General features: G+C 72.7%; 15 protein-coding genes. 4 read left to right on the plus strand and 11 right to left on the minus strand.

The window, feature by feature from the left end; translation table 11 throughout:
• Positions 1-80: 80 nt before the first annotated feature.
• The 6 genes from FHS38_RS18410 to pdhA all read right to left on the minus strand — a co-directional run bounded on the left by FHS38_RS18410 (position 81) and on the right by pdhA (position 7,580).
• Positions 81-1,208 (minus strand): potassium channel family protein, encoded by a 1,128-nt coding sequence (locus FHS38_RS18410; RefSeq protein WP_373301838.1) that lies wholly within the window; start codon positions 1,206-1,208, stop codon positions 81-83.
• On the minus strand, positions 1,205-2,668 hold the full coding sequence (locus tag FHS38_RS18415; RefSeq protein WP_260420816.1) for a molybdopterin molybdotransferase MoeA: 1,464 nt from the start codon (positions 2,666-2,668) through the stop codon (positions 1,205-1,207). The genes FHS38_RS18410 and FHS38_RS18415 overlap by 4 nt, the downstream gene beginning before the upstream one ends.
• A 281-nt stretch (positions 2,669-2,949) precedes the next feature.
• Entirely contained in the window at positions 2,950-3,852 is a 903-nt protein-coding gene (locus FHS38_RS18420; RefSeq protein WP_184734696.1) for an NTP transferase domain-containing protein, read from the minus strand.
• A 133-nt stretch (positions 3,853-3,985) separates the two neighbouring features.
• On the minus strand, positions 3,986-5,383 hold the full coding sequence (locus tag FHS38_RS18425; RefSeq protein WP_184735058.1) for a dihydrolipoamide acetyltransferase family protein: 1,398 nt from the start codon (positions 5,381-5,383) through the stop codon (positions 3,986-3,988).
• Entirely contained in the window at positions 5,383-6,426 is a 1,044-nt protein-coding gene (locus tag FHS38_RS18430) for an alpha-ketoacid dehydrogenase subunit beta (protein ID WP_184734698.1), read from the minus strand. Before FHS38_RS18430 ends, FHS38_RS18425 begins: the two co-directional genes overlap by 1 nt.
• Complete coding sequence (gene pdhA, locus FHS38_RS18435) at positions 6,423-7,580, minus strand: pyruvate dehydrogenase (acetyl-transferring) E1 component subunit alpha (RefSeq protein WP_184734700.1); 1,158 nt, start codon at positions 7,578-7,580, stop codon at positions 6,423-6,425. The genes FHS38_RS18430 and pdhA overlap by 4 nt, the downstream gene beginning before the upstream one ends.
• A 181-nt stretch (positions 7,581-7,761) precedes the next feature.
• Between pdhA and FHS38_RS18440 the strand changes: the two genes are divergently transcribed.
• Entirely contained in the window at positions 7,762-8,256 is a 495-nt protein-coding gene (locus FHS38_RS18440) for an Lrp/AsnC family transcriptional regulator (protein WP_184734702.1), read from the plus strand.
• Positions 8,257-8,322: 66 nt separating this feature from the next.
• Here FHS38_RS18440 and FHS38_RS18445 read toward each other — a convergent pair whose 3' ends face one another.
• Together FHS38_RS18445 and FHS38_RS18450 are read right to left on the minus strand one after the other, a co-directional pair.
• Positions 8,323-8,916 carry a TetR/AcrR family transcriptional regulator gene (locus tag FHS38_RS18445; RefSeq protein WP_184734704.1) on the minus strand — a complete coding sequence of 198 codons (594 nt, stop codon included), beginning with the start codon at positions 8,914-8,916 and terminating at the stop codon, positions 8,323-8,325.
• Positions 8,917-8,918: 2 nt separating this feature from the next.
• Entirely contained in the window at positions 8,919-10,439 is a 1,521-nt protein-coding gene (locus tag FHS38_RS18450) for a 3-hydroxyacyl-CoA dehydrogenase (RefSeq protein WP_184734706.1), read from the minus strand.
• A gap of 186 nt (positions 10,440-10,625) precedes the next feature.
• On the opposite strand from FHS38_RS18450, the gene paaN reads away from it, so the two are divergent.
• Complete coding sequence (gene paaN, locus FHS38_RS18455) at positions 10,626-12,329, plus strand: phenylacetic acid degradation protein PaaN (protein ID WP_184734708.1); 1,704 nt, start codon at positions 10,626-10,628, stop codon at positions 12,327-12,329.
• Between the two features lie 22 nt (positions 12,330-12,351).
• Here the strand turns inward: paaN and FHS38_RS18460 are convergent, their stop codons facing one another.
• From FHS38_RS18460 to FHS38_RS18470, 3 genes are read right to left on the minus strand one after another with little or no spacing between them, the layout of a single operon-like run.
• Positions 12,352-13,119, minus strand: coding sequence for a TrmH family RNA methyltransferase (locus tag FHS38_RS18460; protein ID WP_184734710.1), 768 nt, complete (start codon positions 13,117-13,119; stop codon positions 12,352-12,354).
• Positions 13,120-13,160: 41 nt separating this feature from the next.
• On the minus strand, positions 13,161-14,477 hold the full coding sequence (locus tag FHS38_RS18465; RefSeq protein ID WP_229822666.1) for an HTTM domain-containing protein: 1,317 nt from the start codon (positions 14,475-14,477) through the stop codon (positions 13,161-13,163).
• On the minus strand, positions 14,474-15,181 hold the full coding sequence (locus FHS38_RS18470) for a DUF5819 family protein (RefSeq protein ID WP_376700046.1): 708 nt from the start codon (positions 15,179-15,181) through the stop codon (positions 14,474-14,476). Before FHS38_RS18470 ends, FHS38_RS18465 begins: the two co-directional genes overlap by 4 nt.
• Positions 15,182-15,319: 138 nt before the next feature.
• Between FHS38_RS18470 and paaA the strand changes: the two genes are divergently transcribed.
• Together paaA and paaB are read left to right on the plus strand one after the other, a co-directional pair.
• A complete protein-coding gene (gene paaA, locus FHS38_RS18475; protein WP_184734711.1) occupies positions 15,320-16,282 on the plus strand; it encodes a 1,2-phenylacetyl-CoA epoxidase subunit PaaA in 963 nt (320 codons plus the stop codon).
• On the plus strand, positions 16,279-16,566 hold the full coding sequence (gene paaB, locus FHS38_RS18480; RefSeq protein WP_184734713.1) for a 1,2-phenylacetyl-CoA epoxidase subunit PaaB: 288 nt from the start codon (positions 16,279-16,281) through the stop codon (positions 16,564-16,566). The genes paaA and paaB overlap by 4 nt, the downstream gene beginning before the upstream one ends.
• Position 16,567 lies beyond the last annotated feature (1 nt).

Raw genomic sequence — 16,567 nt, forward strand, 5'->3', positions numbered from 1 at the left:
GGGTCCGTTTCACGGTCGGGTTTCCGTGTCCGTGACGGGCGTTGGCGCGGCGGGCGTTGGTGCAGCGGGTCGGGGGGCGGTCACTCCCCCGAACCGTTGGGCCGCGCCCGTACGATCGTGATCAGGCGGTCCGTCGCCTTCAGCGGGCTCGCCTCCGGGTCGTCGTAGCCGATCAGCCGGTGCCCGCGCAGCACGGAGACCACCAGGTCGTCGGTGTCCCGCACGCCACGCCCCACCTCGGCCTTGACCACCGGCCGCTCGACGAGGTCGAGGCCGCTGCCCTGCTGGATCAGGTCCTCCATGACCGTGCCCGCGCTGGGGCTGAGCACGGACAGCCCGAGCAGCCGGCCCGCCGCGCTCGCGCTCGTGATCACCGCGTCCGCGCCGGACTGCCGCAGCAGCGGGGCGTTCTCCTCTTCCCGCACGGCAGCGACGATCTTCGCGCCACGGTTGAGCTGGCGCGCGGTGAGCGTGACGAGCACGGCGGTGTCGTCGCGCTGGGTGGCGATGATGATCTGACGGGCCTTCTGGATCTCGGCACGCAGCAGCACATCACTGCGGGTGGCGTCGCCGACGACGCCCGCGTAGCCGTGCGCGGTCGCCGACTCGACGACCTTCGGGTTCGGGTCGACGACCACGACCCGCGCGTTGGCCAGGCCGGTCGCGGTGAGGGTCTGCACGGCCGACCTGCCCTTCGTCCCGAAGCCGACGACGACGGTGTGCTCGCGCAAGGCGGACCTCCAGCGGGTCAGGCGCCACTGCTCGCGGGTCCGCTCGGTGAGGACCTCGAGGGTGGTGCCGACCAGAATGATCAGGAAGAGAACGCGCAGCGGCGTCACGAGCAGCACGTTGCTCAGTCGGGCGCTGTCGCTGTACGGGACGATGTCGCCGTATCCGGTGGTGGACAGGGTGACGGTGGAGTAATAGACGGCGTCGAGGAAGTCGACGTTGCCGTCGGCGTTGTCGTGATAGCCGCTGCTGTCCGAGTAGACGATGAGGACCGTCGCGACCATGACGAGCAGCGCCATGAGCAGCCGCCGTGCGACCTGGCGGAGCGGGCCCGCCGTGTAGCGGGGCAGCAGAATCCGGTGCTCGGTGTCGTGCTGACCGGCGCGGTCCGCCGCGGAAACGCCGTGGTGGCCGGGCGGGGGGACGGTCGGGTCCGGGTGCGTGGAACGGTCGGTGGCGTCGTGGGCGGGCAGCTTCACGGCGTACCTCCGGTGCCGGTGGTGGAGTCGGCGCTGATGCCGATGCCGTCGGCCGTCCACGGCAGGTCGAGGATCTCGGCCTCGGCGCCCTTCTCCGCCCCGCCGGGCGGCACGACGGCCAGCGCGTCGGCGGCGGCGATGCCGCGCAGCATGGCGGGGCCGTGGAAACGGAGGGGGCGTGCCCGGTCGCCGTGCTGGTAGACCACCGGGATCAGGCGCGTATCGACGGGATGCCCCTGGACGGCCTCGGTCAGCCGGGCGCGGTAGGGGGCCGGGGCCGGACGGGCGGAGAGCGTACGGAGCAGGGGCTCGGCGAGGGTCAGCAGCCCGGAGACGGCGGCGAGGGGGTTGCCGGGGAGCCCGACCAGGTGCCGGCCGGGCGCGATACGGGCGAGCAGCATCGGGTGGCCCGGTCGTACCTCCACCCCGTCGACGAGCTGTTCGGCGCCGAGGCGGCGGAGGGTGGGGTGGACGTGGTCGACGGGCCCGGAGGCGGTGCCACCGGTGGTGATGACGACGTCGGCGGTCGACGCGGAGACGGCGGCGTGCAGCGCCTCCGGGTCGTCGCCCACGTGCCGGGTCGCCGTCACCTCGGCCCCGAGCGCACGCAGCCAGGGGCCGAGCATGGGGCCGAGCGCGTCACGGATCCGGCCGTCGTGGGGCAGGCCCGCGCGGAGCAGCTCGTCGCCGAGGACGAGGACCTCGACGCGGGGGCGGGAGGTGACGCGCAGTTCGTCGTAGCCCGCGGCGGCGGCGAGGCCGAGCACGACGGGGGTGACGAGGGCGCCGGCGGGCAGCAGTTCGTCGCCTCGGCGGCACTCCTGGCCACGGGGCCGGATGTCCTGGCCCTGGGTGATGTGACGGCTGGCGTAGAGCTCGCGGCCCTCGCCGCGCACCTTGCCGTGCTCGCTGCGCAGGACGGCGGTGGCGCCGGGGGGCACGCGGGCGCCGGTGGCGATCCGGACGGCGTGGCCGTCGCGGAGGGGTGCGGCCTCGGCGTGACCGGCGAGGATGCCGGTGCTCGGGCCGGCGCCTTCGGGGGCGGTGTCCTCCGAGGGGAGCCGCCAAGGGCCGGGGCCCGCGACGGCCCAGCCGTCCATGGCGGAGGTGTCGAAGGACGGCAGGTCGGTAAGTGCGGCGAGGGGCGCGGCGAGGACCTGGCCCAGCGCCTCGCCGAGCGGGCGCACGACCGACGGGAGGGGCTGGGCGGCGCGGGCGGCGGCGGTACGGGCGGCGTGCCAGGGGGTGGCGTGAGGGCGGTCCTCGGGGGCTTCGCCCGGCACGCCGGCGGGCGGGCTCGGCCTGCCGGGATCGTTCGACTCGGCCGACTTGGCTGACCTGGCCGACTTCGTGCGCTGGGTCGCCTTGGTGGAGGAGGCGGGCCGGGTGGCGCGGTCGTCGGGGGTGGGCCTGTCACCGGGCGACGTTTCGCTGGAGCTGAAGGGGTCGCTGTTGAACAACTCGTCGTTGAACGAGGAGCCCCTTGAGGGGCCGTTGGACGGGCTGTCGGCCGGCCTGTCGGAACCGTCGTCGGCTTCGGGTTCATGGGGTGCGGGCCCTCCCCAGTCCGCGGCGGCCCAGTCGGCCACGTTCCAGCGCACCGTCTCCGCGAGGTCCGCGGCACGTTGCGGACGGCGGAGGTGGCTCTCCCGCCGATCGCCCGGTGTCCTCCGGTCATCGGCGAACAGCGCCAGTGCCTCGTCGGCGGCGCGGTCCAGCGCGGCGTCCGCGTCCCGGTCCGTCACGCCGAGCCCTCCGCCTTGTCCGCCTGCCCGGCGCCATCGGCCCCTTGGGCACCGGGCGCCCCTTGATCCCCTTGTGCCTCCTCGGCCCATCTCGCGGCGAGGGCGACGGCCTTGCGGGTCGCGTCGGCGACGGCCTCGGCCCCGCCGCCCCGCTGGGCCGCCGCATAGCCGACGAGGAACGTCGTCAAGGGCGCGGCGGGGCGGGCCACACCGTGCGCGGCGTCGCGCGCGAGGTCGAGGAGGGCGGTCACGTCGACATCCAGTTCGATGCCCAGCTCGGCCTTGGCCGCGGAGATCCATTCATCCAGCACGCTCCCATCGTCCCTGATGCGCGCGCGGGCGGTGGCAACGTCCTCCCAGGTGTCGCAATCGAAAGAGGCGGTGGGGTGCGGAAGCCGGCCGAGCGACAGCTCGGCCGTGAGCAGCCGGAGCGGTAGCCCGACGAGGCTGCCGTACTCGGTGGCGAGGAGCGCCAGCTCCCGGCGGAGCGGCTCGGTCCGGTAGGCGGCGACGAGAGGTTGTTCGCGTCCGTCGGCGTCGCAGAGCAGCGCCCCTTCGACGTCACCGGTGGCGGCCGCCGCGAGCAGGGCCCGTACGGTCTCGGCCCGCAGGAAGGGGAGATCGGCGGAGACGACGAGCGTGGTGGGCGCGGCGGTGTGCCGGAGCCCGGCGGCGAGCGCGGCGAGCGGGCCGCCACCGGGCGGCTCCTCGCGCGCCCACCGGACGCTTCGCGCGGTCGGCCGGCGCGGCCCCACCACGACGGTCCCACCGGCGTCCGCGCACGCGCCGAGCACCCGGTCCAGCAGCGTGCGCCCGCCCACGCGCACGGCGGGCTTGTCCGCCCCGCCGAGCCTGCGCGCCGCACCTCCGGCGAGCACCACCGCGTCGTAACCAGTCATCCGACGAGTATGGCGCTCCCGGAAGCGCCGGGCCGGGCCCGGGAGCGGCGACCGGGCCCGTCGCATTCCCCGCCCGGCACGCGGGTTGTCCCCTCCCGGACCTTTCGCGGCCCCGTCCCGGTGGGGCACTCCGTCAAAGGGACCGCAGCAGCACCGCCGGCCGTTCGACGCAGTCGGCCACGTAGCGCAGGAAGCCGCCCGCCGTACCGCCGTCGCAGACCCGGTGGTCGAAGGTGAAGGACAGCTGCACCACCTGTCGCACCGCCAACTCCCCCTCGTGCACCCACGGCTTCGGCACGATGCGGCCGACACCGAGCATCGCGGCCTCGGGGTGGTTGAGGATCGGCGTCGAGCCGTCGACCCCGAACACCCCGTAGTTGTTCAGGGTGAACGTGCCGCCGGTCAGCTCCGCCGGGGCGAGCGTCCCCGTCCGTGCGGCCTCCGTGAGCCGCGCCATCTCCAGGGACAGCCCGACCGCGTCCCGTGCGTGGGCGTCGCGCACCACCGGGACGACCAGCCCGCGTACGGTCTGGGCGGCGAACCCCACGTGCACCCCCGGCAGCCGTACGATCTCCCTCGCCTCGGTGTCCACGGTCGCGTTGAGCTCCGGGTACTTCGCCAACGCGGCCGTGCAGATGCGCGCCAGCAGGGCCAGCAGCGACACCTTCTCGCCGCCACCGGCGTTCATCGCCCGGCGCGCGGCCATCAGCTCCGTCGCGTCCGCGTCCACCCAGCAGGTGGCGTCCGGGATCTCCCGTCGGCTCCTGCTCAGCTTCTCCGCGACCGCGCCCCGCACTCCGCGCAACGGGATGCGCTGAACCCCTGTCTCCGCCGTGCCCGCACGCATCGCGTGGGCGCGCGTGGCGGCCTGCGGTGCCGGCTGCGCCTCGTGCTCCGCGCGCTGTTCCAGAGCGCGCGTGGCGTGCTCGACGTCCGCCCGGAGGATGAGCCCGTCGGGGCCGGAGCCACGCACCTGCCGCAGGTCCACGCCGTGTTCGCGGGCGAGCCGCCGTACGAGCGGCGATATCACCGCCACGGCGGTGGATGCGGAGGTGATCGTCCGCGGGGCCGCTGGCGTGACCGTCGACGGGATTGCCACCGGGGCCCGACCGGCCGGGCCCGGGTTCGGACGGGAGCCGTGCGCCTCGGGGCGGACCCGGCGCCGACGTGCCGCGGGGGCCTGTGTGCCGTACCCGACCAGCACGTTCCCCGATCCCTCGCCCTCGGCGGGGGCCGTGGCGGCGGAGGGGCTCGCGGGGGAAGCCGGGTCACCCGAGTCGGCCGAGTCGCCGACCGCGACCGTCAGCAGGGGTGCCCCCACGGGCAGTTCCGTGCCCTCGTCCCCGAAGCGGGCCGTCACCACGCCGCCATAGGGGCAGGGGACCTCCACCATCGCCTTCGCCGTCTCCACCTCGACCACCGGTTGGTCGACGGCGACCACGTCACCCACGTCGACGAGCCAGCGGACGACCTCCGCTTCGGTGAGGCCTTCGCCCAGGTCGGGCAGCGTGAACTCACGCACCACGGCCATCAGCGCGTACCCCTCTCGGAACCCGCGGTCCACTCCGACTCCCACTGCAACCGCGCGACCGCGTCCAGCACCCGGTCCACCCCGGGGAGATGGTGCCGTTCGAGCATCGGGGGCGGATACGGGATGTCGAACCCGGCGACCCGCAGCACCGGCGCCTCCAGGTGGTGGAAGCACCGCTCCGTGATCCGGGCCGCGATCTCCCCGCCCGGGCCGCCGAAACCGGTCGACTCGTGGACGACCACGGCGCGGCCGGTGCGGCGCACGGACGCGCAGACCGTCTCCTCGTCGAAGGGGACCAGCGACCGCAGGTCGACGACCTCCAGGTCCCACCCCTCGGCGGTGGCCGCCTGCGCGGCCTCCAGACAGACCGGCAGCGACGGCCCGTAGGTGATGAGCGTCGCCGACGTGCCCGCCCGCCGGACGACCGCGCTGCCGATGCCCGGCACCTGCTCGGGCCGGTCCGGCGACCAGTCGGCCTTCGACCAGTAGAGCCGCTTGGGCTCCAGGAAGATCACCGGGTCGTCGGAGGCGATCGCGGCCCGCAGCAGCCCGTAGGCGTCGGCGACGGTCGCCGGCGCGACCACATGGAGCCCAGGCGTCGCCATGTAATACGCCTCGGAGGAGTCGCTGTGGTGCTCGACGCCACCGATCCCGCCGCCGTACGGCACCCGCACGGTGATCGGCATCGGCATCGCGCCGCGCGTCCGGTTCCGCATGCGGGAGACATGGCTGATGAGCTGCTCGAACGCGGGATAGGCGAAGGCGTCGAACTGCATCTCGACCACCGGCCGCAGCCCGTACATCGCCATGCCCACGGCCGCGCCGAGGATGCCCGCCTCGGCCAGCGGCGTGTCGGTGCAGCGGTCCTCGCCGAACTCCTTCGCCAGCCCGTCGGTGACCCGGAAGACGCCGCCCAGCGCGCCGACGTCCTCGCCGAGGACATGGACGGCCGGGTCGTCGGCCATGGCATCGCGCAGCGCCCGGCCGAGCGCCTGCGCCATCGAGACGGGTTTACGGGCGGTGTCGACGGCCGCGGCGGTCATCGCTGCGTTCCTTCCTGGTGGCCGGGGGAGAGCTCCTCGGCGGCGGCCAGCTCGGCCCGCAGCCGGTCGGCCTGCTCGCGCAGTTGGACGGTCTGCTCGGCGTAAACATGGGTGAAGAGATCCATCGGGTCGAGCACGGGGTCCTGGTTCATCCGCTCGCGCAGGTCGGCGGCCATCCGCTCGGCAGCCTGCCGCTCGGCCTCCATACCGGCCTCGTCCAGCAGCTTCCTGCCGGTCAACTCGCGCTCCAGCAACACGATCGGGTCGTGGGCGCGCCACATCTCGACCTCGGTGTCGGTGCGGTAGCGCGTGGCGTCGTCCGCGTTGGTGTGGGCTTCGATGCGGTAGGTGACGGCCTCGACGAGGGTGGGGCCGCCACCACTGCGGGCACGCCGCATCGCCTCGGACAGGACCTGGTGGACGGCTGCCGCGTCATTGCCGTCCACCAGACGGCCGGGCATGCCGTAGCCGACGGCCTTGTGGGCGAGGGAGGGGGCGGCGGTCTGCTTCGCCAGTGGCACGGAGATCGCGAAGCCGTTGTTCTGCACGAGGAAGACGACCGGCGCCTGCCAGACCGCGGCGAAGTTGAGCGCCTCGTGGAAATCGCCCTCGCTGGTGCCCCCGTCGCCGACCATGGCGAGCGCGACGACGTCGTCCCCCTTCAGGCGCGCGGCGTGCGCGAGGCCGACCGCGTGCGGGAGTTGGGTGGCCAGCGGGGTGCACAGGGGGGCCACGCGGTGCTCGTGCGGGTCGTAGCCGGTGTGCCAGTCACCGCGCAGCAGCGTGAGCGCCTGGACGGGGTCCAGGCCGCGGGCGACGGCGGCGAGCGTGTCGCGGTAGCTGGGAAAGAGCCAGTCCTGCTCCTGCAGGACGAGCGCGGCGGCGACCTCGCAGGCCTCCTGACCGGTGGAGGAGGGATACACGGCCAGCCTGCCCTGCCGGGTCAGCGCGGTGGCCTGGGTGTTGTAGCGGCGGCCGCGCACGAGCTGCCCGTACAGCCGCCGCAGCAGCTCCGGGTCCAGGTCCGCGGCGGCGTCGGTGCCCAGCAGGCGGAACGGCTCCGGGTCGGGCAGCAGCGGTGTGGGGTCGGTGCGGGGCTGCCAGGCGGGGGGCGGTGTGGGCCGGTACGAGCCGGGCTGCTCCAGGACCGTCATGACGAGCACCTCCTCAAGGACGAGCTTGACCGGAACGCGTTACCGAGGGAAACCCGCGCTCTCCCTACCGATTGTTCGGTCGTCGGCGCAATTTGGCTACAGGCGGCCCGAGCCTGTGGACAAACGGTTCTCCACAGCCTGAGATATGGACAGGGCGTCCATGAAGGGGAGGCGGGACGGTATGCCGGAGGAACAGATGGCCACGTCGGGAGCGAGGGCGCCCGCGCGCCCGCTCGACGACATCGACCGTTCCATCCTGTACATGCTCCAGTCCGACGGCCGCGCCTCGATCCGGTCGGTGGCCGAGCGGGTGCACGTCTCGCGCGCCAACGCTTACGCGCGCATCAACCGCCTCATCGACGACGGCGTCATACGCGGATTCAGCGCGCTGATCGACCAGGAGCGGGCCGGGCAGGGCGCGTCGGCGTACATCACGCTGAAGATCGTCCAGAATTCCTGGCGCACCGTGCGGGAAAAGCTCCACGCACTGCCCGGAGCCGCGCACATCGCCCTGGTCAGCGGGGATTTCGATGTGCTGCTACTCGTGCACACCAAGGACAACCGCGCCCTGCGCGAGCTGGTCCTGACCCGCATCCAGGCCATGGACGAGGTGCTGAGCACCCGCACGCTGCTGGTCTTCGAGGAGACCGATCTCCAGGAGGGCGGGGGCGGCTAGCGCGGGCGCCGACCGGGGCCGTGGCAGTGGTGGGCCCGGCAGGGCCGGGCCACCGCCGTCGCGGCCTCAGCGGTACGTGCGCAGCCCCGCGAAGGCCGTGGCGATCACGGCGTCGGCGACCTCGTCGCTCGTCGCGGCACCACCGCGCTCGGGGCGGTACCACTCCACCACGGAATTGATCATTCCGAAGAGCAGCCGGGTCGCCAGCCGCACCTCCACGTCGGCCCGGAGATCACCGTCGGCCGCGGCCCGTTTGAGCAGCTCGGCGACCTCGTGGTCGAACTCGCGGCGCCGCTCCATGGCCCAGCGCTCGGTGTCCGTGTTGCCTCGGACGCGCAGCAGCAGCGTCACATACGGCAGCTCGCTCATCAGCACTTCCACGGTGCGCCGGGTGACGTACTCCAGCCGGTCGATCGCCCGGCCCTCCTCGGCACCCGGCTCGCGGAGGACGGCGAAGAGCTCGTCCAGCGCGCGGCTTATCGCGAGCCGCAGCAGCTCCTCCTTGCCCTTGACGTGGTGGTAGATCGAAGACTTGGAGATGCCGGCCGCCTTGGAGAGATGCTCCATGGACGTGCCGTCGTAGCCCCGCTCGTTGAACACCTGGACGGCGACCGCGAGCAGCGATTCGGGCGTGTAGGTGTCGCGCTTGGCCATGGTCATGATTAGAGCAGGCTCTCTTCGACGGCCGCACGGCGGCGCAGGGGCTGACAGGCGGCGTAGCGACCGCCCGGGTAGTCGTCGTGCAGGCGGCGCAGCAACCGATCCGCCCAGATCGCACCCAGCTCGTCGCCCCACTCCAGGGGGCCGCGGGGGTAGTTCACGCCCTGCCGCATGGCGATGTCGACGTCCTCGGGGCTCGCCACGCCTCGGCCGACCGCGTCGTGGGCGAGGTCGACGAGCATCGCGACGGTACGGGCGACGATCATGCCCGGCGCGTCACCGATGACGCTGACCTTCTTGCCGAGGGCCTGGAACAGGCCGATCGCGGCCCGGACGTCCTCGGGGGAGGCGAGCTCGGAGGGCGCGAGGGCGATCCGGGTGCAGGTGCGGTAGTCGAGGGCCAGGTCGAAGAGGATGCAGGGCCCGAGGACCTCCGTGGTGGCGGACTCACCGCTGGTCAGGGTGAGCTTCGCCCCGCCGGGCAGGGCGATGAACCCTTCGGACACGGAGGGCGTGCGGTCGCGTGCGATCTTGAGCCCCGCTTCTTCGACCATCTCGCGCAGGACGGCGGCGGGGCCGGGCAGCTGCGCGTGGAAACCGACCACGGCGGGCGCCGGACACGGCTCCGCCGTACGTGGCTCGGGCTTCTCCGCGCCCTCCCCGTAGGGGAACCACCCGTGCCCCGACTTCCGGCCGAGACTCCCCGCCTGCACGAGCCGTCGCTGCGCGAGCGAGGGCGTGAATTTCGGATCGTGGAAGAAGGCCTCGTAGACCGAACGGGTGACGGCTTCGTTCACATCCTGGCCGATGAGGTCGGTCAGCTCGAAGGGGCCCATGGCGAATCCGCCGCTCTCGCGCAGGACGGCGTCGATCGTCGCGGGGTCGGCGAAGCCCTCCTCGTGGACGCGGAAGGCCTCGGCGTAGAAGGGGCGGGCGAGGCGGTTGACGATGAACCCCGGGGTGTCGGCGCAGCGCACGGGCCGCTTCCCCCAGGCGGCCACCGTGGCGTACGCGCGGTCCGCCGCCGCCTCGTCCGTGGCGAAGCCGCGGACCACCTCCACCAGCGGCAGCAGCGGGGCGGGGTTGAAGAAGTGCAGGCCGACGAAACGGCCGGGCAGGCGCAGGGCACCGGCGATCGCGGTCACCGACAGGGAGGAGGTGTTGGTGGCGAGCAGGCAGTCGTCGGGAATGACCGATTCCAGGTCGGTGAACAGCTTCTGCTTGGCCTCGAGTTGCTCCACAATCGCCTCGATGACGAGCGAGGAGTCGGCGAGTTCGTCCACCCGTGTCGCCGGGCTCAGCCGGGCGCGGGCCGCGTCGCGGTCGGCCGCCGCGAGCCTGCCCTTCTCCACCAGACGGTCGAGACGTGCGGTGATGCTCCGGGCGGCCTCGGCGGCGCGGCCGGGCACGGCGTCGTACAGCCGCACCGGGTGGCCGGCGACCAGGGCGACCTGGGCGATTCCCTGGCCCATGGTGCCGGTGCCGACGACGGCGACGGCGTGGTCCGGCTCGATTGCGGTCATGTCGGTGATCCTCCCCGATGAGTTGTCCACAGCTTCGCCGGGCCCCCTTGTCCCGACCGATCGTTCGGTTACTGTATCTACCGGGGGGTGTTCATGGGCCCCCGAAGTCTTCGCCCGACCTTGTTTCCGAAGTTGCCCGAAGCCTGTCGCCTCTCCGAGCCCAGCTCGACAAGGAGTTGGTCAGCCGTGACCGCCGGATCCACCACCGCCCAGTTGATCGAGAAGCACCGCCCCACTCTCGACCAGGCCCTGGACGCCATCCGCACGCGTGCCTATTGGTCGCCCTACCCCGAGCACCCGAAGGCGTACGGGGCGGAGGGCGCCGTGCCCGACAGCCTGAGCGCGGCCGAGGGCCTGGCGGCCTTCGAGGCGCTGTGCGGCGAGCGCTTCGAGCTCGACCAGCCGGGGGCGGACGGGTGGACGGGCGCCGAAGTCTCCCCGTACGGACCGGAGCTGGGCGTCGAGTATCCGCATCCGGACGTCGAGCGGCTGCTGCCGGCCATGCGCGCGGCCATGCCCGAGTGGCGCGAGGCGGGCCCGGAGGCCCGGGCCGCGGTCTGTCTGGAGATCCTGGCGCGGATCAACGCCCGTACGCACGAATTCGCGCACGCGGTCATGCACACCAGCGGCCAGGCGTTCATGATGGCGTTCCAGGCCGGTGGGCCGCACGCGCAGGACCGTGGCCTGGAGGCCGTCGCGTACGCCTACGCGGAGCAGGTCCGTACGCCGGGCGCGGCCGAGTGGTCCAAGCCGCAGGGCAAGCGGGACCCCCTGGCGCTGAGCAAGCAGTTCACCGCCGTACCGCGCGGTGTCTCGCTGCTCATCGGCTGCAACACCTTCCCCACCTGGAACGGCTACCCCGGTCTGTTCGCCTCCCTCGCCACCGGCAACGCGGTCCTGGTCAAGCCGCACCCGCGCGCGGTGCTGCCGCTGGCCCTGACCGTGCGGATCGCCCGCGAGGTGCTGCGCGGCGCGGGGTTCTCCCCCGATCTGGTCACGCTGGCCGCCGAGCGGGACGGCGAGGGGATCGCCAAGGCGCTGGCCACCCGCCCGGAGATCCGCATCATCGACTACACCGGCTCCACCGCCTTCGGCGACTGGCTGGAGGCCAACGCCCGCCAGGCGCAGGTCTTCACGGAGAAGGCCGGGGTCAACACCGTCGTCATCGACTCCACCGACGACTACAAGGGCCTGCTGAGCAACCTCGCCTTCTCCCTGTCCCTCTACAGCGGCCAGATGTGCACCACCCCGCAGAACTTCCTCATCCCGCGCGAGGGCATCACCACCGATGCCGGACCCAAGTCCTACGACGAGCTGGTCACCGATCTGGCGGGCGCGGTCGAGGGCCTGCTCGGTGATGACGCCCGGGCGAACGCCCTGCTGGGCGCCATCGTGAACGACCAGGTCAAGGAGCGCATCGGGGCTGCCGCGCAGCTCGGCGAGGTCGCCCTCGCCTCCCGCTCGGTGACCAACCCGGACTTCCCCGGGGCCACGGTCCGTACGCCGGTGATCGTGAAGCTGGACGGCGCCAAGCCCGACGCCGAGGCGGCCTATCTGTCGGAGTGCTTCGGCCCGGTGTCGTTCGCCGTGGCCGTGGACTCGGCCCAGGAGGCGGTGGAGCTGCTGCGGCGGACCATCAGGGAGAAGGGCGCGATGACCGTCGGCGCGTACACCACCTCGCCGGAGGTCGAGCGGCTGATCGAGGAGGCCTGCCTGGAGGAGTGCGCCCAGCTCTCCCTGAACCTCACCGGTGGGGTGTACGTCAACCAGACGGCCGCCTTCTCCGACTTCCACGGCTCGGGCGGCAACCCCGCGGCCAACGCGGTGCTGTGCGACAGCGCCTTCGTCGCGACGCGCTTCCGCACGGTCGAGGTGCGCCGCCCGTCGTAGCCTCCCGCCGTGGCCGGCGGATTCAGGGCCGCTGGGCCGGGTCCGGCCCTCCCCAGTGGAAGAGCGCCATGGCGACGCTGGTCGCGAGGTTGTAGCTGGAGACCTGTGGCCGCATGGGGAGGGCGACCAGCCGGGTCGCCCGCTCCCGCAGCTCGGGGGAGATCCCGTGCCGTTCGGAGCCGAAGGCGATCAGCGCGTCGTCCGGCAGGGGGATGGACCTGATGTCGTCCCCCTCCGGGTCCAGCGCGTACAGCGGGCCGGGCGGCAGTTCGGGGAGCGGCAGCCGTTCCACGGCAGTGGCGTAGTGCAGGCCCGCGCCCGCCCGTACGGCGTTCGGGTGCCAGGGGTCGATGTCGCCGGTGGTGACCACGCCCGTGGCCCCGAACCCGGCGGCGAGCCGGATCACGGCTCCGACGTTCCCGAGGTTGCGGGGGTTGTCGAGGACGACGACCGGTGCCTGTCGGGGAGCCCGCGACATGGTGTCCAGGTTCGCCCGGCGGTCGGGCCTGACCGCCAGCGCGGCCACCTGGGTGGGGTGGACCCTGGGCAGCAGCTCCCGCAGGGTCCGCGCCGGGATCTCGACCAGGCGCTCGTCGAGCACGTCGGTCAGGTCGTCGGCCAGCTCGGCCGCGAGCTCCAGGGCGGATTTCTTGTCGGCGGTGACCGCCACCCGCACGTCGGCGCCGAAGCGCAGGGCGTGCTTCAGGGCGTGGAAGCCGTCGAGCAGCACGGCGTCGCCGGTCGCCTCGCCCCAGAGCCGCAGGGCGTTTCCGGCCTCGTCCTCGATCATGCCCTCAGCCTACGGGCCGGATTCCGCCCGGTGCCCCTGGCTCAGCCCACCAGCGTGCGGGAGCCGGCCGCCCCCTCCTCGCTCTCCCGTGGGGCCGGGACAGCGCCCCTGGGGGCGAGGGGCAGCCGGTCGCGGGCACGGCCGGCGAGGACTGCCAGGCGGCGCAGGAAGGAGGTGGGCAGGAAGACCGCGTCCGCGACGATCATCGCGAGGGAGAAGAACGGGAGGCCGAGGGTGACGGCGATGCCGAGGTGTTCGGCCATCATCACGGCGAGCAGGACGTTCTTCACCCGCCGGTTCAGCAGGGTGAAGGGGAAGGCGACCTGCACGGCCACGGTGCCGTAGCTGAGGAGCAGGACGACGGTCCCGCTGCTCGCGAGCGCGTGGGACAGCGCGGGCCAGGGCGAGAAGTAGTCGATGTGCATCGGGTAGAAGAGCGCGGTGCCGTCCTGCCAGCGCGAGCCCTGGATCTTGTACCAGCCCGCCGTGGCGTAGATCAGACAGACCTCCACCATGATCACGAGCAGGGCGCCGTTGTGCGCCAGATTCGCGAAGGCGTCCAGGACGGTGCGCGGCTCCCCCGGAGCATGGCGCCGCACGAACCACCACAGTCCCTGGGCGGCCCACAGGCCCCACAGGACCGTGGCCCACCCGATGCCCGGCACCGGGCCGTCGGCCGTCCACTCCAGCCGGGTGTCGCCGACCGTCTGGGCGACGACGAGGGCGAGGCCGCAGAGCGTCCAGAGCACGATGCCGGTCACATCCCGGTCGCCCTCCCCGGCCCCGGCGCCCGTCTCCCGGCGGGCGGCGCGGCGCGCGTCGAGGGACCACACCCGCCCGCAGCGGGTGAAGACCATGTACAGGGCCATCAGGTGCAGGACGTTGTCGCCGCCGTCCCCGACGAAGATGCTGCGGTTCTGGAGCGACAGCACCCCGATCATGGCGAGGACCGACATGGTCCGGGTACGCCAGCCGAGCATCAGCAGGGCACTGGAGACGATCGCCAGGACGTAGACGGCCTCGAACCAGACGCCGCTGTCGGACCACATCAGGGCGGTGAAGGCGCGGTTGTCGTCGGTCAGCCGGCGGGCCATGTCCCAGCTCCACGGGCCGTCGGGCCCGTACAGCTCGTGGCGGTTGGGCCACTCGCGGAGCAGGAAGAACAGCCAGGTGAAGGAGAGGCCGATCCGCATCACGGCCGTCTGGTAGGTGCCGAGGGAAGAGCCGGTGACGCGGGTGACGCCGCGGGCGAGCGCGCTGTCGACGCGGGCTGCGAGCCCGCCGCCGGCCGTCGCGTCCGGGCGGACAGGCGCATCCGTGCTCTGGCCGGCCGCGTCCGTGTTCTGGGGGAAGCTCACCGGTTCTTCGCCTCCGGGAGATCGGCGGTGGTGACCGGCCACCAGCCCAGCAGGCGGTGGACCGGTCGCGTGTCGACCTTCTCATCGCTCCAGGGCGGTGGGGCTATGGCCGTGGTCACGGCCCGTACCTGCACGCGCTGGACCGGCCGTCCGTCCCGCTCACCACCCAGACGGAGCACGGCGATGCGCCGGATGTACTCCTCGGACAGCCGGCCGCGCATCCCGTTGGGCTGTTCCCGCCCGTCGTGCGTGCCCGCGTAGAAGTCCCAGGCGCGCCGGAGTTCGTTCTGCTGCGTGTGGCTGGGGAGAAGGTTGTGGCGCAGCGCGGCGCCGTCCTGGGCCGACAGGTCGATCCAGGGCGTGACCTGGGACCGGCCGTCGGGGCCGCGCAGTTCGGCGCGTGCCTGAACGGCGACGTTCTGCTGCAGCGGGTTGGGCGCGAAGAACTTCCAGTTCTGTTCGAACTCCGGGTACACGTAGTCGTCGATGGCCGAGCCGTGCTGCTTACTGATCGTGTTCGACGGTGCGACGTGCAGGAACATCATCGACACATGCACCGCGACCGCGACCGCGACGCCCGCCACGCCGACGGCGACGGCGATGCGTGAGGGGAGGGACAGCCCGGCGATGCCGACCGTCCGCTCGTGCCCGTCGTCCGACTCCATGTCCCGCCCCGATTCCGCCCGCCACCCGTTGCTGTGCACCCGAACGGTACCCACGGCGCCCCACCAGGCACAGCGGACGCGGAGTTATCCACAGGCTTGACACCTTCCGAGCCCTCGGCACACCATTGAACCGAACGATCGGTCGGTAGGGAGTTCCAGAGATCGAGGGGGCACGGCATGACGACGACGGCGCCGGAAGCGGGGGCGTACGAGGCGGTTTTCGACGCCACCGTGGCCGCCGATGAGCGCATCGAGCCACGGGACTGGATGCCGGACGCCTATCGCGCCACGCTCGTCCGGCAGATCGCGCAGCACGCCCATTCCGAGATCATCGGCATGCAGCCCGAGGCCAACTGGATCACCCGGGCGCCCTCGTTGCGGCGCAAGGCGATCCTCATGGCCAAGGTGCAGGACGAGGCGGGCCACGGCCTGTATCTCTACAGCGCCGCCGAGACCTTGGGCACCGGGCGCGACGAGCTGCTCGACAAGCTCCACGCGGGCCGCCAGCGATACTCCTCGATCTTCAACTACCCCACCCTGACCTGGGCGGACGTGGGCGCCATCGGCTGGCTCGTGGACGGCGCCGCGATCACCAACCAGGTCCCGCTCTGCCGCTGTTCCTACGGGCCGTACGCCCGGGCCATGGTCCGCATCTGCAAGGAGGAGTCCTTCCACCAGCGCCAGGGGTACGAGCTGCTGCTCGCCCTCAGCCGCGGCACCGAGGCCCAGCACGCGATGGCCCAGGACGCGGTGGACCGCTGGTGGTGGCCGTCCCTGATGATGTTCGGCCCGCCCGACGACGAGTCCGCGCACTCCGCCCAGTCGATGGCCTGGAAGATCAAGCGGCACTCCAACGACGAGCTGCGCCAGCGCTTCGTCGACATCTGCGTCCCCCAGGCCGAGTCGCTCGGGCTGGCCCTCCCCGACCCGGACCTCCGGTGGAACGAGGAGCGCGGTCACCACGACTTCGGCGCCATCGACTGGGACGAGTTCCACGAGGTCCTGCGGGGCAACGGCCCGTGCAACGACCAGCGCATCAACCAACGGCGGCAGGCCCACGAAGAAGGCGCCTGGGTGCGCGAGGCCGCCGCCGCGTACGCGGGGAAGCACAGCGAGGCACACCGGGAGGCACAGGCATGACCAGCGCTGATTGGCCACTGTGGGAGGTGTTCGTGCGCAGCAGGCGCGGCCTGTCGCACACCCACGCCGGCAGCCTGCACGCACCGGACGCGGAGATGGCGCTGCGCAACGCCCGCGATCTCTACACGCGGCGTTCGGAGGGCGTTTCGATCTGGGTGGTGCCCTCCGCCGGGATCACCGCCTCCTCCCCGGACGAGAAGGACCCCTTCTTCGAACCGGCGGCAGACAAGCCCTACCGCCACCCCACCTTCTACGACATCCCGGAAGGGGTGCGGCACCTATGAC

The organism is Streptomyces netropsis (assembly GCF_014203545.1).
Lineage (GTDB): Bacteria > Actinomycetota > Actinomycetes > Streptomycetales > Streptomycetaceae > Streptomyces > Streptomyces netropsis.

Excerpts from the sequence above, each read along its gene's own strand:
- FHS38_RS18450 (WP_184734706.1), bottom strand. The coding sequence starts at position 10,439 with ATGACCGCAATCGAGCCGGACCACGCCGTCGCCGTCGTCGGCACCGGC.
- FHS38_RS18430 (WP_184734698.1), bottom strand. The coding sequence starts at position 6,426 with ATGACCGCCGCGGCCGTCGACACCGCCCGTAAACCCGTCTCGATGGCG.
- paaA (WP_184734711.1), top strand. The coding sequence starts at position 15,320 with ATGACGACGACGGCGCCGGAAGCGGGGGCGTACGAGGCGGTTTTCGAC.
- FHS38_RS18445 (WP_184734704.1), bottom strand. The coding sequence starts at position 8,916 with ATGACCATGGCCAAGCGCGACACCTACACGCCCGAATCGCTGCTCGCG.
- FHS38_RS18460 (WP_184734710.1), bottom strand. The coding sequence starts at position 13,119 with ATGATCGAGGACGAGGCCGGAAACGCCCTGCGGCTCTGGGGCGAGGCG.
- pdhA (WP_184734700.1), bottom strand. The coding sequence starts at position 7,580 with ATGACGGTCCTGGAGCAGCCCGGCTCGTACCGGCCCACACCGCCCCCC.
- FHS38_RS18420 (WP_184734696.1), bottom strand. The coding sequence starts at position 3,852 with ATGACTGGTTACGACGCGGTGGTGCTCGCCGGAGGTGCGGCGCGCAGG.
- paaB (WP_184734713.1), top strand. The coding sequence starts at position 16,279 with ATGACCAGCGCTGATTGGCCACTGTGGGAGGTGTTCGTGCGCAGCAGG.
- FHS38_RS18440 (WP_184734702.1), top strand. The coding sequence starts at position 7,762 with ATGCCGGAGGAACAGATGGCCACGTCGGGAGCGAGGGCGCCCGCGCGC.
- FHS38_RS18425 (WP_184735058.1), bottom strand. The coding sequence starts at position 5,383 with ATGGCCGTGGTGCGTGAGTTCACGCTGCCCGACCTGGGCGAAGGCCTC.